Source organism: Promicromonospora sp. NPDC110617, assembly GCF_055598465.1.
Map to the genome: position 1 here is coordinate 2,208,013 of NZ_JBVKBM010000001.1, position 25,592 is coordinate 2,233,604.

Below are 25,592 nucleotides of genomic sequence, written 5' to 3' on the forward strand. Positions count from 1 at the left end.
TGGCACGCAACCACTGCAAGCGATTTGCGTTCCGCGTGGCTAGGATCGATGCATGTCGAGACGGCTGGCGGATGTTGCGAAGAAGGTAGGCGTGAGCGAGGCGACGGTCAGTCGCGTGCTCAACGGGAAGCCCGGGGTGTCCCAGGGCACGCGGGACGCCGTGCTCACGGCCCTCGACGTGCTGGGCTACGAGCGGCCCACCAAGCTGCGGGGCAGCCGCGGCAAGCTCGTCGGGCTGGTCCTGCCGGAGCTCGTCAACCCGATCTTCCCGGCGTTCGCCGAGGTGATCGGCGGGGCGCTCGCCCAGCAGGGGTTCACCCCCGTGCTGTGCACCCGGACGGCCGGCGGCGTGACCGAGGCCGAGTACATCGACCTGCTGCTCCAGCAGCAGGTCTCGGGCGTGATCTTCGCGGGCGGCTTCTACGCCGAGCGGGAGGCCGACCACGCGCACTACCGGCGGCTGGAGGACCTGGGGCTGCCGGTGGTGCTCATGAACGCCTCGATCGAGGACCTGGCCTTCCCCCGCGTGGCCTGCGACGATCTCGTGGCCATGGAGCAGGCGATGGGCCACGTCACCTCGCTGGGACACCGGCGCGTGGGCCTGTTGCTCGGCCCGGCCGACCATGTGCCGTCGGAGCGCAAGCTCGCCGCCGCCCAGCGGTTCGCGCAGCGCCAGGGCCTGGAGCTCGACCCCGGCCTGGTCGTGCACTCGCAGTACTCCCTGGAGAGCGGCCAGGCTGCGGCCAACCGCCTCATCGAGGCCGGGGCCACGGCGATCGTCTGCGCCAGCGACCCGCTGGCGCTCGGCGCGATCCGGGCGGTGCGCCGGGCCGGGCTGTCGTGCCCGGCCGACGTGTCGGTCGTGGGCTTCGACGACTCCGCGCTGATGAACTCCACCGACCCGGCGCTGACCACCGTGCGCCAGCCCATCGAGCCGATGGGCCGGGCCGCGGTCGACCTGCTGGCCGGGTTGATCGCGGGCAACGACGTGCCGCGCGACGAGCTGCTCTTCGAGCCGGAGCTCGTGGTGCGTGCCTCCACCGCCGCGACGAAGGTTGTCGCGAAACGATAAACTTGTTGTCGAGTTCTTGCGCGGTCGTTGTCACGTGACTTACGGTTCACGGCATGACGACGACGTCCGACGCGCCCCTCGAACCGCGCCCAGCCCCCAGCGACTGGTGGCGCAGCGCCGTGATCTACCAGATCTACCCCCGCAGCTTCGCGGACGGGAACGGCGACGGCACCGGTGACCTCGCCGGCGTCCGCTCCCGGCTCGGGTACCTGCGCGACCTCGGCGTCGACGCGATCTGGTACACGCCCTGGTACGCCTCGCCGCTGGCGGACGGCGGCTACGACGTGCGCGACTACCGCACGATCGACCCGGCGTTCGGCACGCTGGCGGACGCCGAGGCGCTGATCGCCGAGGCCCGCGAGGTGGGCATCCGGACGATCGTCGACGTGGTGCCCAACCACATCTCGTCGGAGCACGAGTGGTTCCAGGCCGCGCTGGCGGCCGGGCCGGGCTCGCCCGAGCGGGAGCGGTTCTGGTTCCACGACGGCAAGGGCTCCGGTGGCGAGCAGATGCCCACCGGCTGGGTCTCGAGCTTCCAGGGCGACACCTGGACCCGCACCACGAACCCGGACGGCACGCCCGGCCAGTGGTACCTGCACCTGTTCACCCCGGAGCAGCCGGACGTCAACTGGAACCACCCCGACGTGCGGCGGGAGCACGAGGACGTGCTGCGGTTCTGGTTCGACCGCGGCGCGGCCGGCATCCGGATCGACTCGGCGGCGCTCATCATCAAGGACCCGGAGCTGCGCGAGGTGCCCGCGACCCCCGGCCCGGGGGAGCACCCGCACCTGGACCGCGACGAGATCCACGACGTCTACCGCGGCTGGCGGCGCGTCGCCGACGACTACGCGGAGCCGCGCGTGCTGGTCGGCGAGGTGTGGCTCGCGGACCAGGAGCGGTTCGCCCAGTACCTGCGTCCGGACGAGATGCACACGGCGTTCAACTTCGACTTCATGGCGCGTCCCTGGGACGCCAAGGAGCTGCGCGAGTCGATCCGGACCACGCTCGAGGCGCACGCCCCGGTCGGCGCGCCGGCCACCTGGGTGCTCTCCAACCATGACGTCACGCGGCCCGTGACCCGGTACGGCCGCGAGGACTCGTCCTTCGACTTCGCCGCCAAGCGGTTCGGCACGCCGTCCGACCTGGACCTCGGCACCCGCCGGGCGCGGGCCGCGGCCCTGCTGGTCGCCGCGCTGCCGGGCGCGCTGTACGTCTACCAGGGCGACGAGCTCGGCCTGCCCGAGGCCGACGTGCCGCGCGAGCTGATCCAGGACCCCATGCACTTCCGCTCCGAGGGGGTGGACCCGGGCCGCGACGGCTGCCGCGTCCCCCTGCCCTGGACGCGTGCGGGCGCAAGCCTGGGCTTCGGGCCCGGCGACGGCGCGGCGCCCTGGCTGCCCCAGCCGGCCGGCTGGGCCGACCTCTCGGTCGAGGCCCAGGACGCCGACCCCGGCTCGATGCTGAGCCTGTACCGCCAGGCGCTGCACCTGCGCCGCGGCCTCCCCGCGCTGCACGCCGACGAGTTCGCCTGGCTCGACCTCGGCGGGGACGACGTCCTCGCCTTCACCCGCGGCGCCGGCTTCGCCTGCGTCGCCAACCTCGGGACGAACCCCGTCCCCCTGCCCGCCGGGGCCACGGTGCTCCTGGCGAGCGGTCCCGTCGACGGCGTCGTCGGACCGGACATCGCTGTCTGGCTCGGCCTGCCGTCCTGATCCTCGGCGCCCCGCCGAGAACCACCTTTTACCCCTAGACGTGCCGACCCAGCGGCACACGACCAAGGAGTGACAATGAAGTCAGCAACCAAGCGCACGGCGTTCGCCCTGGTGGGCGTCCTGTCGCTCGCGGGAACCCTCACCGCCTGCGGCTCGTCGACCGACGCGGCCGAGGAGCCGGAAGGCCCCGTGACCATCGAGGTCTCCATCGACGCCGGTCTCGAGCAGGCCGCGATCGACGCGTTCGACGAGCGCATCGCGCAGTTCGAGGAGGCCAACCCGGACATCCAGGTGGAGACCAAGGAGTTCACCTGGTCCGGCACCACGTTCGCCGCCGAGCTCGCGGGCGGCACGCTGCCCGACGTCTTCCCGATCCCGTTCACCGACGGCCGGGCCCTCATCGAGCGCGGGCAGATCGCCGACGTCAGCGAGCTCGTCGCCGAGCTGCCGTACGCGGACCAGTTCAACCCCACGATCGCCGCCGCGGGCCAGGACGCCGAGGGCAACATGTGGGCCGTGCCGATCGCCGCCTACAACCAGGGCCTGCACTACAACCGGGCCCTGTTCGAGGAGGCCGGCCTCGACCCGGACAACCCCCCGACCACCTGGGACGAGGTGCGCGAGGCCGCGAAGGCGATCTCGGACAAGACCGGCCAGGCCGGCTACGCCCACATGACGCAGAGCAACACCGGCGGCTGGATCCTCACCACGGAGACCTACGCGCTGGGCGGCCGCATGACCGAGGGCGAGGGCGAGGAGACCACTGCGACCGTCGACAACGACGCCACGGTCGCGGCGCTGGAGATGCTCCACGAGATGCGCTGGGAGGACAACTCCATGGGGTCATCCTTCCTGTACGACTGGGGCACCATCAACCAGGACTTCGCCGCCGGCAAGATCGGCATGTACGTCTCGGGCGGTGCCAACTACCCCAACCTCTTCACGCAGAACCAGATGAACCCGGACGAGTACGGCGTCACGGTGCTGCCCCTGGAGGGTGACGACGCCGGCACGCTCGGCGGCGGCACGCTCGCCGCGGTGAGCTCCGCGGCGTCCGAGGCCGAGCAGGCCGCGGCCGTGAAGTGGATCGACTTCTACTACATCTCCAAGCTGACCGACCAGGACGCCGCCGTCGCCGAGGCCGAGGTCGCCGCCGAGACCGACCAGCCCGTGGGCGCCCCCGCGCTGCCGATCTTCGACCAGGCCACCTACGAGGAGCAGCAGAGCTGGATCAAGGACCTCGTCAACGTCCCGCTGGAGAACTTCGCGCCGATGACGGACCAGATGTTCGACCAGCCCGTCGTCCCGGAGCCCGCCGTCGCCACCCAGGACGTGTACGCGGCGCTCGACCCGGTGGTCCAGGCGGTGCTGACGGACGAGAACGCGGACATCGACGCGCTCCTCGCCGACGCCCAGACCCAGGTCCAGGGACTGCTCGACCGCAGCTGACCCTGGGATGACGACACTGTCCAGCCCGCTCCGGGCGGCGACGGCGGACGCCCCGTCGTCGTCGTCCGGACCCCGCCGGCGTGCCCGCCGCACGCCCCGGGACTGGCTGCGCGACGGCGGCCTGAGCACCCTGATCATCGCCCTGCCGATGATCCTGGTCTTCGGGGTCTTCTCCTGGTTCCCGATCGGCCGGGCGCTCGTCATGAGCCTCCAGCAGACGAACCTCATCTCGACCCCCGAGTTCGTGGGGCTCGACAACTTCGTGTTCGTGCTGCAGGACCCGCTCCTGGGCAAGGCCGTGGCGAACACCCTCTGGTTCGCGCTGCTCGCGCTGGTGTTCGGCTACCCGCTGCCGCTGGCCGCTGCCGTGCTGATGAGCGAGGTGCGGCGCATGCGGGGGCTGTTCTCGGCGCTCGCGTACCTGCCCGTCGTCGTGCCGCCCGTCGTCGCCGTGCTGCTGTGGAAGTTCTTCTACGACGCCTCGCCCACCGGCGTGTTCAACACCATTGCCGGCTGGGTCGGCCTGGGGCCGTTCCCGTGGCTCCAGAACGCGTCCAGCGCCATGCCGTCCCTCGTGCTCGAGGCCACCTGGGCCGCGGCCGGCGGAACCGTCATCATCTACCTCGCCGCCCTCGTCGGGGTACGCACCGAGCTGTACGAGGCGGCCGAGGTGGATGGCGCGGGCGTGTGGCGCAAGATCTGGCACGTGACCCTGCCGCAGCTCCGCGGCGTCCTGTTCATCACGCTGATCCTGCAGGTCATCGGCACCTCCCAGGTATTTCTGGAGCCGTTCCTGTTCACCGGCGGCGGCCCCAACAACGCGACCCTCACCATCCTCATGCTGATCTACGACTACGCGTTCGGCAGCAGCCTCGGCGGCAACTACGGGGCCGCCACCGCCCTGAGCCTCATGCTCGCCGGCGTCCTCGCCGTCCTGTCCGCGATCTACTTCCGCGTGACCCGACCCTGGAGCAGCTGACATGGCAGTCAAGAACTCAGCCGCGACGGCAGTCGCCGAACGGGGCATCGTCTCGTCCCACGACCGGCGGCGGGCGAGCGTGCGCGGCTCGCTCGGCGTGCTCCAGGGTGGCCTCCTGGTCACCCTGGTGCTCGCCGGGCTCGGGCCGATCCTCTGGCTCGCCAAGGCGGCCGTCACCCCGACGCAGGACACCCTGCGCCAGCCGCTCGGCCTCTTCCCGAACGGGATCGACTGGGCCAACCTCACCACCGCGTGGGGCCGCGCCGAGATCGACCACTACTTCGTCAACACGCTGATCCTCGCGGTGGGGGCCTGGTTCTTCCAGCTCCTGGTCGCGACGACGGGCGGCTACGTGCTGTCCGTGCTGCGGCCCCGGTACGGCAACCTGATCTTCGGCCTCGTGCTGGCGACGCTCTTCGTGCCGGCGGTCGTGCTGCTCGTCCCGCTGTACCTCACGATCCTCGACGTGCCGCTGCTGCACATCAGCCTGCTCAACACCTTCTGGGCGGTCTGGCTGCCGATGGGCGCCAGCGCGTTCAACGTGCTGCTCGTCAAACGGTTCTTCGACGGCCTGCCCCGCGAGGTCTTCGAGGCCGCGCGGGTCGACGGCGCCGGACCCTTCCGGCTCCTGTGGTCCGTCGTGCTGCCCATGTCCAAGCCCATCCTCGGCGTCGTCTCGGTGTTCGCCGTGATCGCCGCCTGGAAGGACTACCTCTGGCCGCTGCTGGTGCTGCCCGACCCGGACAACCAGCCGCTGTCCGTCCGCCTGCCCGCGATCGCGCCCTACCTGGAGCTCGACGTGTTCCTCGCGGCGCTCGCGATCTCGACGGTGCTGCCCATCGCACTGTTCCTGGCGTTCCAGCGCCTGTTCCTCAGCGGAGCGGGCCTGGGTGGGGCCGTGAAGGGGTAGCCGGGGACGGCGTCCGGCGGCGCTCGGACCTGTGGACGAGGCAGGGTGGATGTCGGTGGTCCGGCCTAGGATCGAGCGTGTGACCAGCCTTCCCGACGCACCCGCCGCAAGCACCGATTCCGCCGAGATTCCCGAGGTGGAGGAGCTGCTCGATCTCGCCGTCGGACAGCTCGGTGGCGGGCGCAGAGAGGGCCAGCACCGCATGGCCGTCGCGGTCGGCGAGGCGATCGACAAGGGCGAGCACCTGCTGGTGCAGGCGGGCACGGGTACGGGCAAGTCGCTCGGGTACCTGGTGCCCGCCGTCCGGCACGCCGTGGCCGCGCAGAGCAAGGTCATCATCTCCACCGCCACGCTCGCCCTGCAGCGGCAGGTCATCACGCGTGACCTGCCGCTCGTGGCGAAGGCCGTCGCGCCGGCGCTGCCGCGCGAGCCGCGCATCGCGCTGCTCAAGGGCTGGCACAACTACCTGTGCGTGCACAAGGTGGGCGGCGGCTACCCGGAGGACGAGACCACGCTCTTCGACCTGCCCGGCGGCGAGGACCACCCCAAGACGGAGGAGGCCTCGGGCGGGGCCGGCCGGTCACGGCGGAGGGACGACGGCGCCTCGCTCGCCGACCACGTCCGGCGCCTGCACGAGTGGGCGGGCGAGACCGAGACGGGCGACCGGGACGACCTCGTGCCGGGCGTCCCGGAGCGTGCCTGGCGCCAGGTGTCCGTCACGGCCATGGAGTGCCTGGGCGGCAAGTGCCCCATGCTCGCGGAGTGCTTCCCGGACAAGGCCCGGGCCGCCGCCCGCGAGGCGGACGTGGTGGTCACCAACCACGCGATGCTCGGCATCGCGGCGACGGGCAGCCCGGGTGTGCTGCCGGAGCACGACGTCGTGGTGGTCGACGAGGCGCACGAGCTCACCGACCGCGTGACGTCGTCGGCCACCGTGGATCTGTCCATGGCGTCGGTGGAGAGCGCGGCGCGGCTGGCCCGGCGGCACGCGGGCACCAACACCGACACCCTGGACGCGGCGGCGCAGAGCCTCGGCACCCTGCTGGTCACCGCGCCGGCCGAGCGGTTCCCGAGCGGCCTGCCGGACGAGCTGCGCCTGGCGGTCGGCGCGGTGCGGGACGCCGCGCGCGAGGTGCTGAGCACCCTCAAGCCCGAGGGCGGCAAGGGCGCGCCGGGCAAGGACGCGGGCCAGCCCGACCCGGGCCTGAAGATGGCCCAGGGCGCCATGCTCCAGCTCTTCGAGACGGCCGAGCGGATGGCGGCGCAGGACACGACCGCCGACGTGCTGTGGTGCTCGCGCCCGGACAACGGCTGGGGCGGGTTCGGCGACAACGTGACGCGCCTGCACGCCGCGCCGCTGCACGTGGCCGGCCTGATCCGTACGCACCTGCTGGGCGAGTCGACGGGCGTGTTCACCTCGGCGACGCTCGCGCTGGGCGGCACGTTCGACGCCGTGGCCGGGACGCTCGGCCTCAACGGTGCGGACGCCCCACCGTGGCAGGGTCTCGACGCGGGCAGCCCGTTCGACTACCCGAAGCAGGGCATCCTCTACATCGCGCGGCACCTGCCGGCCCCCGGCCGCGAGCCCACCACCGAGGCGCAGCTCGACGAGATCGCCGAGCTCATCACGGCCGCCGGCGGCCGCACGCTCGGCTTGTTCTCGTCCCGGCGCGCCGCGAACGCCGCCGCCGAGGCCATGCGGGAGCGGCTCGACTTCCCGATCCTCGCGCAGGGCGACGACCAGCTCCCGACCCTCGTGCGCGAGTTCGCGGAGGACCCGGCCACGTGCCTGTTCGGCACGCTGTCCCTGTGGCAGGGCGTCGACGTGCCGGGGCCGTCCAACCAGCTCGTGCTCATCGACCGCATCCCGTTCCCACGCCCGGACGACCCGGTCAAGGCGGCGCGCGCCCGCGCCGTCGAGCAGGCGGGCGGCAACGGGTTCATGGCGGTCTCGGCGCAGCACGCGGCGCTGCTGCTCGCGCAGGGCGCGGGACGCCTGGTGCGCAGCATGGACGACCGGGGCGTCGTGGCGGTCCTCGACCCGCGGCTCGCGACGGCGCGGTACGCGTCGTTCCTCACCCGGTCGATGCCCGGGTTCTGGCCCACCACCGACCCGAAGCTGGTCCGCGCCGCGCTCGCCAGGCTCGACACATAGCCTGAGGGCATGGCAGCCCCCTCCGACGTCACCGCAGCCCAGCCCGCCGGATCCCGCACCACCAAGATCGCCGTGGTGGGCGCGGGGGCCGTGGGATCGACGCTCGCCTTCGCGGCGCTGACCCGCGGCTCGGCCCGCACCATCGCCCTGCTCGACATCGATCGGCAGAAGGTCGACGCCGAGGTGCTGGACCTGCAGCACGGGCTGATGTTCACGTCCCAGGCGCACGTGATCGGCTCGGACGACCCGGCGGTGTGCGAGGGGGCCGACGTCGTGGTGGTCACGGCCGGCGCCAAGCAGAAGCCCGGACAGAGCCGCGTCGACCTCGCCGAGGCGACGATCGGGCTGATGCGCACCATCCTGCCGGGCCTGGTCGAGGTCGCGCCGGACGCGACCTACCTCATGGTGACCAACCCGGTGGACGTGGTGACCTACGCGGCCCTGAAGATCTCAGGCCTGCCGCGCGAGCGGCTCTTCGGCAGCGGCACCGTGCTCGACTCGTCACGGCTCCGCGTGGTGCTCGCGGAACGGTGCGGGGTGGCCGTCGGGAACGTGCACGCCTACATCGCCGGGGAGCACGGCGACTCCGAGATCGCGCTGTGGAGCTCCGCGTCGATCGGCGGCGTGCCGCTGCTCGACTGGGTGCCGGTCGGCGGCGCCGCGCCCCTGGACGCCGCGGTCCGCGCGGAGGTGCACCACGAGGTGGTCGACTCGGCCTACCGGATCATCGCGGGCAAGGGCGCCACGAACTACGCCGTGGGCCTGGCCGCGACCCGCATCATCGAGGCGGTGCTCAAGGACGAGCGTCGGATCATGCCGGTGTCCTCGCTGCTGGACGATTACCACGGCATCAGCGACGTCTGCCTGTCGGTGCCGTCCCTGGTGGACCGGCGAGGAGTCACCGACACGGTGCGCGTGCCGATGTCGGACGACGAGCTGGCCGGCCTGCGCGCGTCGGCGGAGAGCGTGCGCGCGGTGCAGAAGCGGTTCGGGTTCTAGGTCCCGACGCGCTCGACCAACGAGAACAGGCTCGACCAGCGACTGCTGGTCGAGCCTGTTCTCGTTGGTCGAGCCTGTCGAGACCTCAGAGGCTGCGCAGCACCGCGACGACGCGGCCCAGGATCTGCGCCTCGTCACCCGGGATGGGCTCGTAGGCCGGGTTCTGCGGCAGCAGCAGCACGTGCCCGTCGGTCTGCTTGAACGTCTTGACCGTGGCCTCGCCGTCGATCATGGCGGCGACGATCTCGCCCTGCTCGGCGACGTTCTGGCGGCGCACCACGACCCAGTCGCCGTCGCAGATCGCGGCGTCGACCATCGAGTCGCCCGCGACCTTGAGGAGGAACAGCTCGCCGTCACCCACGAGCTGGCGGGGGAGCGGGAAGACGTCCTCGACGACCTGCTCGGCGAGGATCGGCCCACCGGCCGCGATGCGACCGACGAGCGGCACGTACGACGGCGGCGGGGTGCTCGCGTCGTCCGGCACCGAACCGCCCCAGTGCACCTGGCCGCTACGCCGCGGCTCGGGCCAGTGGATCTCGCCGCGCGTCGGCTTCTCGACCTGCTCGGCCAGGGGCTCGACGAGCTCCATGGCGCGCGGCCGGTTGGGGTCGCGGCGCAGGAAGCCCTTCTTCTCCAGCATCTGGAGCTGGTGCTTGACGCTCGACGGGCTGGCCAGCCCGACGGCCTCGCCGATCTCGCGCATCGACGGCGGGTATCCGCGCGTCTCGAACGACTGCCGAATCGTGTCCAGCACAAGGCGCTGCCGCTCGGTGAGGCGGTCTGCCGGCGAGATCGCGTGCACGTCGGCGACCGCCCCGTCGCCCGGCGCGTCCAACGTGGCGACACCCGAGAGTGCCGTGTCGACGGCTCTCGTGTCGCTGGTCCCGTCCCGTCCCGTCATGCCCGTGCCCCTCCCGTTCCGACAAATGTTCTCCTGTGCGCTGCCCACTCTAGATCACAAATGTGCTCGGCTCAAACGAATGTTCGAGCGTGTCTCGACTTCTACGGTGTCCCGTGCTACACAATGGTACGAGCGTTCGACGAACGTGTGTATGACGGACAAGAGTTCGAGTCACCTTTCGAGGAGGGGCCATGGGGGACGTGATCCCGCTGCGGCAGTACACGTCGGCGTACGGGCCGGCGTATGCGACGGCGTCCGGATCGAGCACGGTCCGGGCCTACCGGCCGGGCACCGCATACACCCCGGGCCGGGCGTCCGCACCGCCCCGGCCCCGTCCGGCGGCTCACTCGTACGCGCCCCGCGGGCCGCGCACGGTCGCCGACCGGCTCGGGCTCGCCGGGCTGCGGCTCACGCGGCGCGGCCGGGTCGTGCTGGTGCTGCTGGCGATGCTCGTGATCGCCCCGATGGCGACGTGGGGAGCGACCGCCGTCGCCAGCGCGCCGGGCGAGCCCACCGAGGTCCGCGTGCACGCGGTGCAGCCGGGGGAGACGCTCTGGGGCTTCGCCGAGCAGGTCGCGAGGCCCGGGGAGGACGTGCGGCAGGCGGTCGCGCGTCTGCAGGACCTCAACGAGATGACGTCGGGCACCGTGCGCGTCGGCGAGCTCCTCCTGCTCCCGAAGGACTGACCGGAACGCCCTCGAAAAGTGGCCGGACGCCCCGACGAAGTGGACGGAGGCCACGATTCGCCGTCAAATGTTGCGGCGATGTTGCATGGGGGTGGTTTGCCCGCTTACGGTCGGGGCGCGACCGGATCTCTCCGGTCCGTGGCCGACCACGCAGGAGTCAGCATGCACTGCCCGTTCTGTCGCCACGCCGACTCGCGCGTGGTGGACTCGCGGACCGCCGACGACGGCCTGTCGATCCGGCGCAGGCGGCAGTGCCCGAACTGCAACCGGCGGTTCACCACCGTCGAGACGGCCAGCCTGTCGGTGGTCAAGCGGTCCGGCGCGACCGAGCCGTTCAGCCGCGACAAGGTCGCCGCGGGCGTGCGCAAGGCCTGCCAGGGCCGCCCTGTCAGCGACGACGACCTGGCCATCCTGGCGCAGCGGGTCGAGGAGACCCTGCGGAGCAACGGCAGCGCCGAGATCGACGCGTACGAGGTGGGCCTCGCGATCCTCGGCCCCCTGCGCGAGCTCGACGAGGTCGCCTACCTCCGGTTCGCGAGCGTCTACCAGTCGTTCGACTCGCTCGAGGACTTCGAGAGCGCCATCACCTCCCTGCGCGCGGAGCGCGCCGAGCGCGCTGCCGCCCAGGCCTAGCTGCGCCCCCGTCGCTGACGGGGTGAGAAAAGCGATTGGCACCTGGCGGCGCCGTGGGGCAGGCTGGGGCCGACGACGGACCCGATCGAGGGACCCCCGAAACAGGAGGAGGTGATCGGTGTGACGGACGAGAAGCCTGGTGCCGAGGAGGCAGTGGCTCAGGACGCTGAGGCGCCCAAGGCCGCGACCGCGCCGAGCGTGGACGCGAAGGCGCGGTTCAAGGAAGCGCTGGACCGGAAGAACGCCGCACGCGGCCGTTCTGCCGCCGGTGGCGAGAACACGGGTGCTGTGCACGGTTCGGAGACGACGGGCCCAGTCCAGAAGATGTTCCGCCGCAAGTCCGGCTGAGCCTGCTCGACCGAGGCCGCCGACCGGGTGTCTGACCTGGTCGGCGGCCTTTGCCGTGCGCGCCCCGGAGGTCTGACGACCGCCGCGCACGCGCCGGGATGCTCGTCCGGTCAGTCGGCACCGTGCACACCGAGCACGCCGGCCACCAGGGCGTCCCCGACCTCCGAGCGCATGTACAGGACCGACCGCCCATGGCGCGCACTGGTGAGCAGGCCCGCGTCCCGCAGCGCGCGCAGGTGCTGGTTGACGGCGGACGTGGTCACCCCGAGCCGTCCCGACAGCTCCGTCGACGACGCCGGCGTCGCCAGGACCGTGAGCAGGCCGGCACGTGTCGCGCCCACCAGCCCCGCGAGCGCTCTCGGCGAGCGGCGGGGCTCCGCCTGCCAGAGTGTCCCCACGCCGCGCGCGCCGTACATGATCACGGGCGGCTCGTCGGGCGAGATCGGGGTCGTCGCGCCCCGGGTGAACAGCGTCGGCACCAACGTGAGCCCTTCGCCCGTGGTGGGTCGGCGGAACCGGGCGTCGGAGCCCAGGCGCACGCGTACCACGCCGTCGACCAGCCGCACGCGGTCGCTGAGGTCGGCGAACATCGACGCCGTCCCGTAGGCGGAGATGACCTGTCCACGGTGCACGATGTCGGCCTGCAGCACGGCCCGCATGCGCGGCCACCAGGGCTCGAAGCAGGTGTGCCAGTACGTCCGCAGCGCTGTCGCGATGCGGTCACGGACCGTCCCGGGATCGCCGCGCAGCGGCGCCGGCAACGTGCCGGGATGGACGGCGCGCAGATCGTCGAGCATCCGCCCGACGGGCACGTCGTCGACGGCGGAGAGCTCGTCCCCGATCCGGGTGAGCGGGCTGTGCGGCCGGGGCGTGAGGTAGTCGGGCGTCCACAGCGCGGCGTTGGTCAGCGACCGGAGCACGGGCAGGTCCAGCTCCGAGCGCGCGCGTTCGGTGAGCTGGAGCCACGGCAGGTGGACCGGGTACCGGCCAGGGTCGCGGAACGTACGCAGGGACAGCGTCAGCTCGGTGAGCGGCGACACGGCGAACCGCACGTCGGCGACGTCCATACCGGCGAGCTCGTACTCGATCAGCCCGCCGGGACGTCCACGCTCCATGAAGCCGGAGGCTACATCAATTGCCCGAGGCACCGTCCGCGGCGGACAAAGGGGCGTGCAACAGACCTTCTTCCCACGCGACCGCGTCGCGCGCTCCCTGACGCTCAGCACCATGGCCTTCGCGTTGTCCAGCGGCGTCTTCTACACCGTGAGCGCGCTGTACTTCACCCGGGTGATCGGACTCGACGCCACGACGGTGGGTCTCGGTCTGGGTGTCGCCGGCGGTGTGGGCGTCCTGTCGGCCTACACCGCCGGACGGCTCTCGGACCGCGTCGGTGCCTACCGCGTCCAGGCCTGGACCACGGCCCTGAACGGGATCGCCATGCTCGCGTACACCCTCGCCGCGGACGCCGTCGTGTTCACGCTCGTCGCGTGCGTCGCCGTCGGCATGCGTTCCGCGAGCGGCTCGGCCAAGCAGGCGATTCTCGCCCGGTGGTACACCGGGCCGGAGCGGGTCGACGTCCGGGCCCGTCTCCGTGTCGTCACCAACGTCTTCATCGGCCTCGGCACGCTGGCCGGCGCGGCCGCGCTCCTCGCCGACACGCCCGCCGCCTACCAGGCCGCGATGCTCGCCGTCGGCCTGCTGCTGCTGGTGGCCACAGTCCCGCTCGCACGGCTCGGCCGCCGCGTGCCCGGGCTCGCCGCCACGATGTCCGAGCACACGATGTCCGAGCACACGGTGTCCGAGCACACGGTGTCCGAGCACGCCGTGGACGAGCAGCCGGCCGACGTCGGCCGCGGGCCGTCACCGCTCCGGGACCGCACCTACGTCGCGAGCGTGGCGTGCAACAGCGTCGTTGCCCTGCACTTCGGCCTCCAGACCGTCGGCGTCCCCCTCTGGGTCGCCACCACTGACGCGCCGAAGGCGATGGTCGCGGTGCTGCTCGTGCTGAACACCGTCATGGTGGCCTCGCTCCAGGTGCGCGCATCGCGCGGCACCCACGACGTGCGGCGGGCGGGGATCACGGTCCGGCGCGCGTCGTGGCTGCTCGCGGGTGCGTGCGTGCTGTACGCGCTGGCCGGGTACGGCGACCTCGTGACGGCCTGCGTCCTGCTCGTGGTCGCTGCGCTCGCCCATTCCGCTGGAGAGGTCCTGGGCGAGGCCGGCGGCTGGGGCATGGCGTTCGAGCTTGCCGATCCTCGCCACGCAGGGGCTTATCAGGGCCTCAGCCAGACCGGATACGCGCTCGCGTCGATGGTCGCCCCCGCGCTCGTCACGGCCACCGCCATCGCGCACGGAACCGTGGGCTGGCTCGGCCTGGCCGTCCTGTTCGTCGCCGCCGGTACCGGCGCTGCCGCCGTGGCCCGCAGCCATCGCACGCGCCCCGACGTCGTCCTCCGGCCGTAGCTCGTGACCGAGGGCCACGGACGCGGGCGTGGCCACGACCGTGCCCTGGCCTCCTCCGACCCGCGCGAACGAGCGGAGACGCTGGCGGCGGTGCGTGAGCACGCCAACGCGTCGCTCGCGCTGCACGACACCGACGACGAGTCGGCGCGGCGCGTGCCCGCCGTCCTGCACTCCCTGAGCCTGCTCGCCCGTCGAGCGGTGGGGCCCTCGCTCCAGCTGGAGGATCTCCGGCTCAGCGGCCGCTGGTCGCCGTGGCCGGGCGGGGCGCGGTCCGGCCCTGGAAGCGCCACCAGGTGCGCTGGATCACGAGACAGACCACCGCGCCGGCCACGATCATGGCGACGTTGATGGCGAACTGGGCCAGCGACCCCGTGGCTTCCTCCCCGACGCCGTAGGCGAGCGCGACGGCGGCGTTGCCCACGGCGGGCACGGTGGTCACCGAGATCAGGACGCCCACCAGCACGCCGGACCGGCCGGAGGTGAGCGAGATCATGCCGGCGGCTCCGGCGAGGGCGCCGACGATCCAGCTCAGGGCGTCGGGTGCCCAGATGAACGACGTCTGCGGGCGGTCGGCAAGGAGCGTGGCCTGGTCAGCCAGGCCCCAGGCCTGGAGCAGCAGGGCCATGAGCACGGACGCGCCGAAGCCCGCGCCGAAGCCCGCGGCCAGGGTCCCGACGGCGCGGCCGGCGCTGCGCCAGCGCCGGCCCACCAGCGCGACCGAGATCGCGGCGAGCGGGCCGAAGTCCGGCCCGACCACCATCGCGCCCACGACCAGGATCGGCTGGTCGAACAGGACGCCGATCATGCCGATGGTCGTGGCCAGCGCCATGAGCGCGAGATAGCCCAGGGACGTGCGGGACTCGGCCTCTGTGCGGTCGACCACCTCGTGCCAGACCAGCGCGTCCTCGGAGAGCCCCGGCGCGGCGTCCTCCGCGCGCGTGGCGTGGTGCGACAGCGAGGTGTCCACCGACTCCACGGCGAGCGAGCCCTCCCGGTCCAGACCCATGTCCGTGAGGCGGTCCAGCACGGGGTTGAGCCCTTCGCGGGCGACGTCAGCCATGACCACATCGCCGGGCGGGTCGATCGCGCTCCCGGTCAGGACCACGACGTTGGTGGCGGCAGGGTCGGACCGCAACAGGTCCACGACGTCGTCCGTGGTCGCGGGCGGGCTGATCACGCGCAGGTGCTGCATCACGCGGGAAACCGTACCCGCCGCCTGGGCCACGACCCCGTCGAACCTGTCCGGGCCGGGGCTGGACATGTGGCGGCGCGGGCGTCGCAGCACCGTCGCCGCGGCCGTGCGGTGCGGCCGATCGGTCGAACCTTACGGGCGCGCGTGGATGATAGTCTTGCCTGTGGCACGCTCTGTCGGGTTGAACGCGGCGACTGCCTCGTCGAGGCTCGCGATGTGGGCGATGTTCGTGCGCAGGCGTGAGTCGCGGACGCGCTGGGCGAGCTCGCTCAGCTGCGCGCGGTCGGCCTCGACGAACTCCTGGGCACCGAGGTCGAGGTCGAGGGCGGCCTGCCGGTCGGCGGTGCGTCTCACCGTATTTCGGTTCACCAGGGTGAGCGGCACGAGACGCCGATGTCTTTCGTGCCGGGGTAAGACGAGCGCGGATGGTGACACCCACAAGACCGTGACGACCATCGAACGCCGGGACCACAACCGGGCACCACGGTGTTGTGCTCCATGACGACACCCCTCACCGGTGTCAGAAAGGAAAGCGACATGGCACACGACTACAAGACCTCGCCTGAGGCCCTGCGCCGACTGACGACGACGCAGTTCCGTGTCACGCAGGAAGGCGGCACGGAGCCGGCGTTCAGGAACAAGTACTGGGACAACCACGAGCCCGGCATCTACGTCGACGTGGTCTCCGGCCAGCCTCTGTTCTCCTCGACGGACAAGTACGACAGCGGCACCGGCTGGCCCAGCTTCACCAGGCCGATCGGCGCAGGCACGGTGCGGGCCGTGACGGACAGGTCGTTCGGGATGGTGCGCACCGAGGTGCGGTCCACTGCCGCGGACAGCCACCTCGGGCACCTGTTCGGCGACGGTCCGGCGGACCGCGGAGGTGAGCGCTACTGCATGAACTCGGCGGCACTGCGGTTCGTCCCGGTCGCCGAGCTGGAGGCACAGGGCTACGGCGAGTACCTGGCCCTGTTCGAGTCCACGTCGGAGTCCGAGCCCAGCGGAGAGGCGCAGAACTGATGAGCAGCGGAACACACGACACCGGCCAGGTCACGCGTACGCCCGGGACCGAGACGGCCGTGCTCGCCGGCGGGTGCTTCTGGGGGATGGAAGACCTCGTTCGCCGGCAGCCCGGCGTCCTCGCGACCCGGGTCGGTTACACCGGCGGCCGGAACGACCATGCGACCTATCGCAACCACCCGGGGCACGCCGAGGCCGTCGAGATCGTCTTCGACCCGAGTGCGACGACGTACCGCGACGTCCTGGCGTTCTTCTTCCAGATCCACGACCCGTCGACCCTCGATCGTCAGGGCAACGACGTCGGGACGAGCTACCGCTCGGCGATCTTCCCGCTCACCCCTGACCAGGACAAGGTCGCTCGCGACACGATCGCCGACGTCGACGCGTCGGGCCTCTGGCCCGGAAAGGCGGTGACGACGATCGAGCCCGCAGGACCCTTCTGGGAGGCCGAGGCCGAGCACCAGAACTACCTGATCACCTATCCGAACGGCTACACCTGCCACTACCCGCGCCCGAACTGGGTGCTTCCCCGGCGCAACGCCGCCGCCAGCTGACCGCGACGCCTGACTACCGGCCGGGCACGTCGAGATCGCCCTTGCGCAGCCTGAAGACCTGAAGCCTCAGGTCGTAGTACTTCGTCGTCTCGCCGACCCATTCCATGCCGATCGCGCGCGCCGTCCCGATCCCGTGCTCGTTGCCGGGGCGGACGACGGCGAACACCTCCTCCTCGTCACGGGAGAACGCGTAGTGCGCGAGCGCGTGACCGGCCTCGGACCCCAGCCCCCGACCCCAGGCGGTCGGCGCGAACTGATAGCCGAGCTCAAGGTCTTCCCCCTCCGGGGGGAGACCGAGGATCTGCCCGGAACCGATCAGCTCCCCGCTGTCGAGGTCGTCGATCGCCCAGCGGCCCGTCGGGCGCCCCGTCCCGGACTGTTCGGCGACCCAGCGTTCGATGATCGTCCGCATCTGCCCGGGCTCGTCGATCCTCCCCATGGCGGGTGCCAGCCAACGGGCGACGTCGGCCTCCCCGTAGATCGCCAGCGCCCCGACGGCGTCATCCGGCTGCCAGGGCCGCAGACGAAGGTGCTGCGTCTCGATCGTGGTGCCGTCGATCGTGACTCGATGGCTCATCTCTCCTCCTGGGTGGGCCGAGGCATGAGGGCCTGACGTCACTTCGGAATGACATTCCATCGCGGATCGCACGCCCGCGCACGCTTCGCACATGGCCGGGGCCGAATCGAATGAGACCGCATCGGGAAGGTGGCGCCGCGGTGACGGGCCGCACATCGTCCGGCCGGTCGCGCCCCGAGGGCCCGGGAGGCCAGGGTGACCGACGGGCCGGCAAGCCCGCTCAGTACGATGGCGCTGTGAACGCGAACGCGAACGCGGACGAGAGCCCGGCCGTCCGGCTGACGGCGCGGGGGTTGAGGACGAGAGCCCGTATCGTCGTTGCGGCCGCGGACCTGATGCGTGTGCAGGGGATCGGTGGGACGACCCTGGACGACGTGATGGTCGCCAGCGGCGTGAGCAAGTCTCAGCTCTACCGGCACTTCGAGGACAAGGACGCGTTGGTCCGGGCGGTGGTGGTGCATGTGGGGGAGTTCGTCATCGCCCGGGAGACGAACATGCTGGGAAAGGTCTCCACGCTGGCTGGGCTGCGGCGCTGGCGTGATTCCCTGGTCAAGGCCAATGCGTTGCGGCATGGCATGTATGGGTGTGCGTTGGGCTCGTTGGCGAGTGAGGTCTCCGACCATGATGCCGTTGCCCGGCAGATGCTGGACGAGTTGTTCCAGGCCTGGCAGCGCCTGATCGACGGGGCCTTGGTCCGGATCCAGCGCACCGGGGTGCTGGACGAGTCCGTCGACACCGCCCGCCTCGCGGTCGGTTTTCTCGCGTCGCTTCAGGGTGGCTACCTTCTCGCCCAGACGGCACGTGACGTCGAGCCCATGGGCATCGCGATCGACGTCGCCCTCGCCCACCTGGAAAGCCTCGCCACGCCGGGCCGCGCCGCGTCCTGACGGCGCGGCCGACGGCCGGTTGTGTGACGAGGGCCGGGAGGTCTACGGTGACGACGTAGACGTACTAGTAACTCTCTTGGTGTCGTGCGGGCGGACCGGCCGCGCGGCGTCGAGCAGGAAAGGAACGTGCGTGTCCGTACACCCCTCCACCCCGCCTTCCGTCCCGGCCTCGGACGACCCCGATCCGGCCGGCACGCTGGACGCCGCCGCCTGGGTGATGGCCGCCCTGGTCGGCACGTTGGACGCCGCCGCCACCACGCCGTTGGCCGACGTCCTCGCCGCCGACCCCCGACGCACCGCCGTGCTGGAGGAGGCAGGCCTGGTCCGTCGGGTCGGCGGTGCAACGACGCTCCACCCGTCGTACCGGTACCCCGACGGACCGTCGTACCGCAGCGCGGCGCAGGCGCGGCTGAGCTCCCTGCGGCAGGCCGTGGCGGCGGCCTCCGGCAGTCAGGGCCAGGACGGCGGCTGGGCGGACCTGGACGACGAGGTGCTGCGCAACCAGGGCCGCGCGTCCGCGGGCACCGGCCGTGCCATCGCGTCCCAGGTCGTCCCGGCCCTGCCCGGCCTCGCGGACCGGCTGGACGCACCCGGCGGCCGCATCCTGGACGTCGGCACCGGCATCGCGGCCCTCGCGCTGACGCTCGCGGAGGCGTTCCCCCGGGCGGAGGTCGTCGGCCTCGATGTCCTGGAGCGGGTCCTGGACCTGGCGCGCAAGGAGCTGGCCGACGCCGGCTCGTCGGCGGCCGGGCGGGTGACGCTGCGCCACGGCGACGTCGCCGACGTGGCGGAGCAGGCGGCGTACGACCTGGTCTGGCTGCCCGCCCCCTTCCTGTCGGGGTCCGCCCTGGCGGCGGCGCTGCCGCGCCTGGTCGAGGCGCTGAAGCCCGGGGCCTGGATCGTGGTCGGCACCAACCCGGCGGCGTCCGACCCGCTGCGCCGGGCGGTCGCCGGCTGGAACGCCGTCCGCAACGGCGGCAACGACCTCGACGCCGACCGGATGGCGGGCTCGCTCGCCGCGCACGGCCTGGTGGACGGGCGAGAGTTCCCCACGGTGCCCGGCGGGCCGGTGCTCGTCGCGGCGCGGCGCGACCGAGCGTGATGACGCGACGGAGCGTGACGTCGCGGGTGGCCGGGTGCGCCGGGGGCCAGGACGGAAGGAGTGCGTGTGCGTAGCGACGGGGCGCGCAACCGAAGCGGCATCGTGAGCGCTGCGCGCGAGCTGTTCGCCGCCCGCGGCGTCGATGTCACCATGCGGGCCGTCGCCCGGCACGCCGGGGTCGGTCCTGCCACGCTGTACCGCCATTTCCCCACCCGGGAGGCCCTGGTCCGGGCGGCCTTCACCGAGGAGATCTCGATCTGCGAGATGCTCACGAACGAGGCTCTGGCCGACCCCGATCCGTGGCGCGCCCTCCAGGCCGTGATCCACGAGGTCACGCTGCTCCAGGCGGCGAGCAGGGGCTTCGCCGCGGCGCTCTTCGGCGAGCTCCCGGACACGCCTGAGGCGACCGACAAGCGGACCAGGACCCTGCACAACCTCCGCGAGCTGGTCGGCCGCGCCCAGGAGTCCGGCGACCTGCGCCCCGACCTCGCGTCCAGCGACCTCATCATGCTGATCCGGGCGAGCGACAGCCTGATGGCGATCTCGCCGGAGGCCTCGCGGCGGCTGGTCGCGCTCCTCCTGCAGGCGTTCACCTCCCGTGCCTCCGCGCTGCCGGCCGCTGTGCCGATCGCTGTGCTCGGCGTCGAGTTCACGTAGCCCGCGTCCGGGCACTCCACCGGGCCGGCTCCGATCGAAGTGAGACGAACTCGTGCCAGTAGTTCTCATCTCGTCCCGTGCAGGCCGTCCGCGGGTTTTGCGCTGCTAATTTCGTGTGCACGGGGCCCTTCGTCGGGGCTCGCGGTGCTGAAGCGAAAGAAAGCATGGAGGAATCGTGGCTGTAGTGGACGAGAAGGTCCTGCCGGCGAGCGGCAAGGAAATCCTGGCCCGTCTTCGCGTACTGCGTGCGGAGATGACGGAGAACGGCATCCGTATCGACGCCGAAGGGATCGACGCCGGGCCGAACATGCGGCTGCTGGACCAGGCGGGCGCGAACCTGCTCCATGTGCCGACCGGGTACGGCGGCCTGTGGGAGGGCGGGATGCTGGCCGGCTTCCGGGGCACGATCGAGGCGATGGTGGAGATCGCGGCGGCCGACAGCTCAACGGCGCAGAACTGGAGCGCGAACGTCCTGATGGCCCGCCAGCTCTTCGTCTCGGACATACCGGACGAGACCAAGCGGCGGCTCGCCGACGAGCTGATCGACGACGGCCTGCGCCTGGTCTCCTCGGTCTCCGAGGCGGGCGGCACGGGACCGGTGACCGGCCGCAGGGTGCCCGGCGGGGTCGTGATCAACGGCACCAAGACGTTCAACTCCAACAGCGGCGGTGGCGGGCGCGACATCCTGCAGGTCCGGTTCACCCTGTCCGGGTCGGACACGGACGCGGGCGAGCCGCACCTCGCGCTGGTCAGGCTCGACGACGCGGGGCTGCGCCAGGCGCACGACTGGGACAACATGGGCCAGCGCGGGACGGACAGCCAGACCATCACCTACGAGGACGTGTTCGTGCCGGACGGCTGGCACTTCGCGCCGCCCGCCGTCGACCCGAACCTGTTCGGCGCCGTCGTGCTGACCCACGCCGCGATCTCGCAGGGGATCGGTGAGGGTGCTCTCGCCGCGACCATCGACTACCTCAGGAGCGTGAACCGGGCCAGCATGCCGAAGTACGCCGACGCGCTGGAGGACCCGCTGATCCACCGGCAGCTCGGTGAGATGTCGAGCGAGCTGGCCGCGGCGCGGGCCCTCCTGCTGGCTGTCGCGTCGGACCTCGAGGCCGCCACGGCACGCCCCGACGAGCTGGGCGTGCGCGGCTTCCGGGCGAAGGTCGCGAGCACGCGGGCGAGCCTCGACGTCACCTCGCGCATCCATGACCTCACCGGTGCGCGCAGCACCTCCAACCGGTACCGGTTCGACCGGTACTGGCGCAACGCCCGGACGTGGTCCACCCATGACTCGCTCGACGCAAAGAATGTGTTCGTCGGAGCCTTTGAGCTGTCCGGTTCGCTCCCGGACGTCTCGGACTACTTTCGGATCTGACGATGAGCGAGAATCTCGACGAGAAGACGCTCCGTGCGGCTTTTTCTCGTTTCCCCAGTGGCGTGACGGTGATTTCCGGAATGGTTTCCGGAAAGCCCACCGGAATGGCGGTGAGCTCGTTCTCCCCGATCTCGCTCGACCCACCGCTGATCGCAGCTTCCGTCCAGCGGACGTCGTCGACGTGGCCGCTTCTCCGTACCGCCCCGTCGCTCGGGGTCAGCGTGCTCGCCCAGCACCAGGGCGAGCTGGGCCGGCGGCTGTCCGGTCCGGGTGACCGCTTCGCCGGCACGAGGTGGACGGCGACGGAGTCCGGAGCCGTTCTCGTCGACGACGCGTCGGCGTACTTCCACGGCACGCACTACCAGGAGCTGCCGGCGGGAGACCATCTGATCGCCCTGCTCCAGGTCACCGCGGTCGAGCTGCGCGCGACCGCCCAGCCGCTGATCTTCCACCGGAGCGGCTTCCGGCAGCTCGCCTGACCGACGTCAGGAACCGGCCGTGCGCCGGGCGCCCCGGCTCGGGTGGCGCCCGGCGCACGTGCTGGTCAGCGGCGACGCTCGATCGTGAGCTCGCCCTGCACCTGGGCGCGGATGTGGTCGCCGGCCAGCATCGTGTGCGGGAAGCCGAGGTCGACGGCGCTCACCTCGTCGAGCCTCGCGAGCTGGGCCGCGCCGAGGTCGACGTCGAGGGCCTCGAGGTTCTCGGCGAGCTGCGCCCCCGTGCGCGCGCCGACCACCGGAGCGGTGACGCCCGGTCGCCCGAGCACCCAGGCCAGGCCGACCTGGGCGGGTGTCCGGCCGATCTCGGCGGCCACCTCCTTGACGGTGTCCACGATCGCGAGGCTGCGCTCGTTCACCCCGCCGAGCGCGATGTTGAACTGCTTGCGGACGCTCCCGCCCTCGGCTCGTGACGTCCCGGCCAGGTCCTGGCGCGAGTACTTCCCCGTCAGCACCCCACCGGCGAGCGGGGACCAGAGCACTCCGCCGAGCCCCAGCTCCTGAGCCATGGGGAGCAGGTCGCGTTCGCCGGTGCGCTCCACGAGGTTGTACTCCAGCTGCAGGGCGACGAGCGGGGACCAGCCCCGGAGGTCGGCGATGGTCTGCAGGCGGGAGGCCTGCCAGGCCGGCGCGTTGGAGATCCCGACGTACCGGACCTTCCCCTGGCGGACGAGGTCGTCCAGCCCGCGCAGGATCTCTTCCACCGGCGTGCCGGGATCCCACACGTGCAGGTACAGCAGGTCGATGTAGTCCGTGCCGATCTGGCGCAGGCTCGTCTCCACCGACGTGAACAGGTTCTTGCGGCTCGCTCCTCCGGAGTTGGGGTCTCTCGGGTCCCGGAGCGTCGTGTACTTCGTCGCGATCACCAGCGCGTCCCGCCTGCCGCGCGCGAACGACCCGAGCCACTTCTCGGAGGTGCCGTCGGTGTAGGTGACCGCGGTGTCGACGAAGTTGCCGCCCCGGTCCACGTACTGGTCGAACATGGCGCGGGCCTCGTCCTGATCGGCTCCCCAGCCCCAGTCGTTCCCGAAGGTGGCCGTCCCGAGGGCCAGGGGAGAGACCCGCAGGCCGGAGCGGCCCAGCTGGCGGTAGGTGTCGAGCGTCAAGGGCATGTCAGGTCTCCTTCGATGCTGCTGCCGGCTCCGGCCGGCGTGCGGGTGGCGGGGGTCGGGTCGGGGTGCTCCCGGGCGACGGCGCTCACGCGCCGAGCCCGTACCCGCCGGCGACCGTGATGTCCTGCCCGGTGAGGAACCGCGCCCGGTCCGACGCGAGGAAGGCCACGGTCTCGGCGATGTCCTGGGCGGATCCGAGCCGCCCGAGCGGTACGCGCTCGCGCATCGCCTCGCGTGCCTCGTCCGGCAGGCCGAGCTTCGAGAACAGGGGCGTGTCGATGGGGCCGGGGCTGACGGAGTTGACCGTGATCCGGCGCGGGGCCAGCTCGAGGGCGAGGGACGGGAGCATGGCGAGGAGCGCGCCGCGGGTCGCCGCACCGAGCGACGCTCCCACGCTGCCGCGTCGCGCCCCGATGCCGACCGTGAGCACGACGGAGCCGCCGTCGGCCAGGTGCGGCAGGAGTGCCTGGAGCGTGAAGTACGGCCCCTTGAGGTTCACGTCGACCTGGCGGTCGAACGACGCCTCGGTCACCTCGGGCAGGGGGGCCGGTTCGAAGGTGCCCGCGTTGAGGAACAGCAGGTCGAGCGGACCGAGCCGCTCCGCGACCGTCCTCCGGAGCTCGTCGATCGCGGAGACGTCACCGGCGTCGGCCTGGATCACGGTGATGTCGCCGGGTAGCTCCTCCCTCGCGCGGGCGAGCGAGGCCGGGTTCGTGCCGGTCACCGCCACGCGATGACCGAGGCCGTGCAGGACGACGGCGGTCGCGCGCCCGATGCCGGACGTGCCGCCCGTGATGAGTGCTGAGGGCATGACTCTCTCCTCCTGGGATGTGGGGACACGGGGTCGGCCGCCATAAGTGGGGGCCCCTCCGTTTACGATCACGATACCCTAAGTGAGAGTGGCTACCGTTTGGGTCGCCGGGAGGGGAGGGTGGGGATGCAGGATCGATCGGGCGCGCTCCGGGCGGACGCGCGGCGCAACCGTGAGCGCATCATCGCGACGGCTGCCGAGGCCTTCGCGGCCGACGGGCCGACATCCCTGGAGGTGATCGCCCGGCGCGCCGGCGTCGGCAGCGCGACGCTGTACCGGCACTTCCCGACGCGGGAGGAACTCGTCGAGGAGGTGTACCGCGATCAGGTGCGCCCGCTGCGGGACGAGGCGGAGCGGCTCCGGGGCGTGGCGGACCCGGCGCAGGCCCTGTGCAGCTGGATGGGGTACTTCGCCGACTGGGCCGCGGAGCGCCACGGGGTCTTCGAGACGCTCGTGGTGATGAGCGCCACGGGCAGGTTCGGGTCCGGGCCGGTCTGCGACGAGGTCCTGCAGGTCCTTGCCATGCTGCTCGAGTCCGGCGCCGACGCGGGGGTGCTGCGGAGAGATGTCGAGCCCCTCGACGTCAGCGCGCTGCTCGCCGGGGCGCTCTCGGTGGCCGGCGCGCCCGCCAGGCGTGCTCAGCTCGACCGGCTGCTCGCCCTCGTCGTCGACGGTCTGCGGCGATAGGGGTCACCGGGCCGCTCCAGAGCGCTCGGTTGCGCCGGGCAATCGGTGCTGTGTACTGTCGCGAGCGGTAGAGTGACTGGTCGGTCTACCTAGACATCAGCGTTGCTCGGCCGTGACCGCCCTACCGGTGGCGGCATTGATCGAAGGGGAGCTTTCATGCTCTATCCGCAGGACAGGACCGCCCTGATCGTCGTCGACGCCACCAACGACTTCATCTCCGAGGGCGGCAAGGCCTGGCCGGGGCTCCGCGAGGTCCTGGACGAGGTCGGGACCGTGGTCAACATGCGTCGCGTGCTCGCTGCCGCGCGTGCGGCCGGGATCCAGGTGCTGCACGCCCCGATGGTGACCCAGCCGTGGGACTACGGGCAGTGGAAGCACCGCTCCCCGAGCCACGCCGGGATGTGGTCGTCGCAGCTGTTCCAGGCCGGCAGCTGGGGAGCGAAGTTCCATCCCGACTTCGTGCCCGCACCGGGGGAGGTCGTCGCCACGCCCCACAAGACCTTCGACGCCTTCCACGGGACCGACGTCGACATCCAGCTGCGCCAGCGCGACTTCGACCGGGTGATCGTGTGCGGCCTGACCACCAACACCTGTGTCGACTCCACCGGCCGTGACGCCGTCGAGCGAGGCTACGACGTCACCTTCGTCACCGATGCCACGGGTGCCTTCTCCATGGATGCGCACCGCTCGACGATCGAGCAGGACTGGCCGCGCTACGCCCATCACATCCTGACCACCGACGATCTTCTCGGTGAGCTCGTCGGGCGAGGTGCCTTGCGCGGCCAGCCGTCAGTCTGGAGGTAGTTCCACC

At 71.8% G+C, this 25,592-nt stretch carries 27 protein-coding genes; 20 read left to right on the forward strand and 7 right to left on the reverse strand.

Going from position 1 to position 25,592, the window contains the following annotated elements; translation table 11 throughout:
• The first annotated feature begins 52 nt into the window (after positions 1-52).
• The 7 genes from ACZ7LE_RS09705 (at position 53) to ACZ7LE_RS09735 (ending at position 9,276) form a co-directional block, all read left to right on the forward strand.
• Positions 53-1,072: a LacI family DNA-binding transcriptional regulator gene (locus ACZ7LE_RS09705; RefSeq protein WP_285104940.1), complete on the forward strand. Its 1,020-nt coding sequence runs from the start codon at positions 53-55 to the stop codon at positions 1,070-1,072.
• A 53-nt stretch (positions 1,073-1,125) separates the two neighbouring features.
• Complete coding sequence (locus ACZ7LE_RS09710; protein WP_470403059.1) at positions 1,126-2,784, forward strand: glycoside hydrolase family 13 protein; 1,659 nt, start codon at positions 1,126-1,128, stop codon at positions 2,782-2,784.
• Positions 2,785-2,859: 75 nt separating this feature from the next.
• On the forward strand, positions 2,860-4,233 hold the full coding sequence (locus ACZ7LE_RS09715; protein ID WP_470403060.1) for an ABC transporter substrate-binding protein: 1,374 nt from the start codon (positions 2,860-2,862) through the stop codon (positions 4,231-4,233).
• A gap of 7 nt (positions 4,234-4,240) precedes the next feature.
• Positions 4,241-5,212: a carbohydrate ABC transporter permease gene (locus ACZ7LE_RS09720; protein WP_470403061.1), complete on the forward strand. Its 972-nt coding sequence runs from the start codon at positions 4,241-4,243 to the stop codon at positions 5,210-5,212.
• Position 5,213: 1 nt separating this feature from the next.
• Positions 5,214-6,122: a carbohydrate ABC transporter permease gene (locus tag ACZ7LE_RS09725; RefSeq protein WP_470403062.1), complete on the forward strand. Its 909-nt coding sequence runs from the start codon at positions 5,214-5,216 to the stop codon at positions 6,120-6,122.
• A gap of 49 nt (positions 6,123-6,171) precedes the next feature.
• On the forward strand, positions 6,172-8,277 hold the full coding sequence (locus tag ACZ7LE_RS09730; protein ID WP_470403063.1) for an ATP-dependent DNA helicase: 2,106 nt from the start codon (positions 6,172-6,174) through the stop codon (positions 8,275-8,277).
• Between the two features lie 9 nt (positions 8,278-8,286).
• Positions 8,287-9,276 (forward strand): L-lactate dehydrogenase, encoded by a 990-nt coding sequence (locus tag ACZ7LE_RS09735; RefSeq protein WP_470403064.1) that lies wholly within the window; start codon positions 8,287-8,289, stop codon positions 9,274-9,276.
• 85 nt (positions 9,277-9,361) lie between these two features.
• Here the strand turns inward: ACZ7LE_RS09735 and lexA are convergent, their stop codons facing one another.
• Positions 9,362-10,177 (reverse strand): transcriptional repressor LexA, encoded by an 816-nt coding sequence (gene lexA, locus ACZ7LE_RS09740; protein WP_376770121.1) that lies wholly within the window; start codon positions 10,175-10,177, stop codon positions 9,362-9,364.
• A 191-nt stretch (positions 10,178-10,368) separates the two neighbouring features.
• Between lexA and ACZ7LE_RS09745 the strand changes: the two genes are divergently transcribed.
• From ACZ7LE_RS09745 to ACZ7LE_RS09755, 3 genes are all read left to right on the forward strand, one after another.
• Complete coding sequence (locus tag ACZ7LE_RS09745; protein ID WP_470403065.1) at positions 10,369-10,863, forward strand: LysM peptidoglycan-binding domain-containing protein; 495 nt, start codon at positions 10,369-10,371, stop codon at positions 10,861-10,863.
• 162 nt (positions 10,864-11,025) lie between these two features.
• Positions 11,026-11,496, forward strand: a complete 471-nt coding sequence (gene nrdR, locus ACZ7LE_RS09750) for a transcriptional regulator NrdR (RefSeq protein ID WP_357463254.1) — start codon at positions 11,026-11,028, stop codon at positions 11,494-11,496.
• A 120-nt stretch (positions 11,497-11,616) separates the two neighbouring features.
• Complete coding sequence (locus tag ACZ7LE_RS09755; RefSeq protein WP_470403066.1) at positions 11,617-11,844, forward strand: DUF5302 domain-containing protein; 228 nt, start codon at positions 11,617-11,619, stop codon at positions 11,842-11,844.
• A gap of 110 nt (positions 11,845-11,954) precedes the next feature.
• On the opposite strand, the gene ACZ7LE_RS09760 is transcribed toward ACZ7LE_RS09755, so the two are convergent.
• Positions 11,955-12,959: an ArsR/SmtB family transcription factor gene (locus tag ACZ7LE_RS09760; RefSeq protein WP_470403067.1), complete on the reverse strand. Its 1,005-nt coding sequence runs from the start codon at positions 12,957-12,959 to the stop codon at positions 11,955-11,957.
• 55 nt (positions 12,960-13,014) lie between these two features.
• On the opposite strand from ACZ7LE_RS09760, the gene ACZ7LE_RS09765 reads away from it, so the two are divergent.
• A complete protein-coding gene (locus ACZ7LE_RS09765; RefSeq protein ID WP_470403068.1) occupies positions 13,015-14,307 on the forward strand; it encodes an MFS transporter in 1,293 nt (430 codons plus the stop codon).
• 232 nt (positions 14,308-14,539) lie between these two features.
• Here the strand turns inward: ACZ7LE_RS09765 and ACZ7LE_RS09770 are convergent, their stop codons facing one another.
• A complete protein-coding gene (locus ACZ7LE_RS09770) occupies positions 14,540-15,499 on the reverse strand; it encodes a DUF389 domain-containing protein (protein ID WP_470403298.1) in 960 nt (319 codons plus the stop codon).
• A gap of 132 nt (positions 15,500-15,631) precedes the next feature.
• Positions 15,632-15,853 carry a hypothetical protein gene (locus ACZ7LE_RS09775; RefSeq protein ID WP_470403069.1) on the reverse strand — a complete coding sequence of 74 codons (222 nt, stop codon included), beginning with the start codon at positions 15,851-15,853 and terminating at the stop codon, positions 15,632-15,634.
• A 183-nt stretch (positions 15,854-16,036) separates the two neighbouring features.
• On the opposite strand from ACZ7LE_RS09775, the gene msrB reads away from it, so the two are divergent.
• Positions 16,037-16,519: a peptide-methionine (R)-S-oxide reductase MsrB gene (msrB, locus tag ACZ7LE_RS09780; protein ID WP_470403070.1), complete on the forward strand. Its 483-nt coding sequence runs from the start codon at positions 16,037-16,039 to the stop codon at positions 16,517-16,519.
• A complete protein-coding gene (gene msrA, locus ACZ7LE_RS09785) occupies positions 16,519-17,073 on the forward strand; it encodes a peptide-methionine (S)-S-oxide reductase MsrA (protein ID WP_470403071.1) in 555 nt (184 codons plus the stop codon). The genes msrB and msrA overlap by 1 nt, the downstream gene beginning before the upstream one ends.
• A gap of 13 nt (positions 17,074-17,086) precedes the next feature.
• On the opposite strand, the gene ACZ7LE_RS09790 is transcribed toward msrA, so the two are convergent.
• A complete protein-coding gene (locus ACZ7LE_RS09790) occupies positions 17,087-17,650 on the reverse strand; it encodes a GNAT family N-acetyltransferase (RefSeq protein ID WP_470403072.1) in 564 nt (187 codons plus the stop codon).
• Positions 17,651-17,886: 236 nt separating this feature from the next.
• On the opposite strand from ACZ7LE_RS09790, the gene ACZ7LE_RS09795 reads away from it, so the two are divergent.
• The 5 genes from ACZ7LE_RS09795 (at position 17,887) to ACZ7LE_RS09815 (ending at position 22,153) form a co-directional block, all read left to right on the forward strand.
• Positions 17,887-18,537 carry a TetR/AcrR family transcriptional regulator gene (locus ACZ7LE_RS09795; protein WP_470403073.1) on the forward strand — a complete coding sequence of 217 codons (651 nt, stop codon included), beginning with the start codon at positions 17,887-17,889 and terminating at the stop codon, positions 18,535-18,537.
• 130 nt (positions 18,538-18,667) lie between these two features.
• Positions 18,668-19,639, forward strand: coding sequence for a class I SAM-dependent methyltransferase (locus ACZ7LE_RS09800; RefSeq protein WP_470403074.1), 972 nt, complete (start codon positions 18,668-18,670; stop codon positions 19,637-19,639).
• Between the two features lie 66 nt (positions 19,640-19,705).
• Complete coding sequence (locus ACZ7LE_RS09805; protein WP_470403075.1) at positions 19,706-20,296, forward strand: TetR/AcrR family transcriptional regulator; 591 nt, start codon at positions 19,706-19,708, stop codon at positions 20,294-20,296.
• Positions 20,297-20,471: 175 nt separating this feature from the next.
• The gene (locus tag ACZ7LE_RS09810; RefSeq protein ID WP_470403076.1) at positions 20,472-21,674 is read left to right on the forward strand and encodes an acyl-CoA dehydrogenase family protein; all 1,203 of its coding nucleotides are present in this window, start codon (positions 20,472-20,474) and stop codon (positions 21,672-21,674) included.
• A 2-nt stretch (positions 21,675-21,676) separates the two neighbouring features.
• Complete coding sequence (locus ACZ7LE_RS09815; protein WP_470403077.1) at positions 21,677-22,153, forward strand: flavin reductase family protein; 477 nt, start codon at positions 21,677-21,679, stop codon at positions 22,151-22,153.
• Positions 22,154-22,218: 65 nt separating this feature from the next.
• On the opposite strand, the gene ACZ7LE_RS09820 is transcribed toward ACZ7LE_RS09815, so the two are convergent.
• Positions 22,219-23,283: an aldo/keto reductase gene (locus ACZ7LE_RS09820; protein ID WP_470403078.1), complete on the reverse strand. Its 1,065-nt coding sequence runs from the start codon at positions 23,281-23,283 to the stop codon at positions 22,219-22,221.
• A gap of 85 nt (positions 23,284-23,368) precedes the next feature.
• The gene (locus ACZ7LE_RS09825; protein ID WP_470403079.1) at positions 23,369-24,094 is read right to left on the reverse strand and encodes an SDR family oxidoreductase; all 726 of its coding nucleotides are present in this window, start codon (positions 24,092-24,094) and stop codon (positions 23,369-23,371) included.
• A gap of 126 nt (positions 24,095-24,220) precedes the next feature.
• On the opposite strand from ACZ7LE_RS09825, the gene ACZ7LE_RS09830 reads away from it, so the two are divergent.
• Positions 24,221-24,781 carry a TetR/AcrR family transcriptional regulator gene (locus tag ACZ7LE_RS09830; protein WP_470403080.1) on the forward strand — a complete coding sequence of 187 codons (561 nt, stop codon included), beginning with the start codon at positions 24,221-24,223 and terminating at the stop codon, positions 24,779-24,781.
• 156 nt (positions 24,782-24,937) lie between these two features.
• Entirely contained in the window at positions 24,938-25,585 is a 648-nt protein-coding gene (locus ACZ7LE_RS09835) for a cysteine hydrolase family protein (RefSeq protein WP_470403081.1), read from the forward strand.
• Positions 25,586-25,592: the final 7 nt, after the last annotated feature.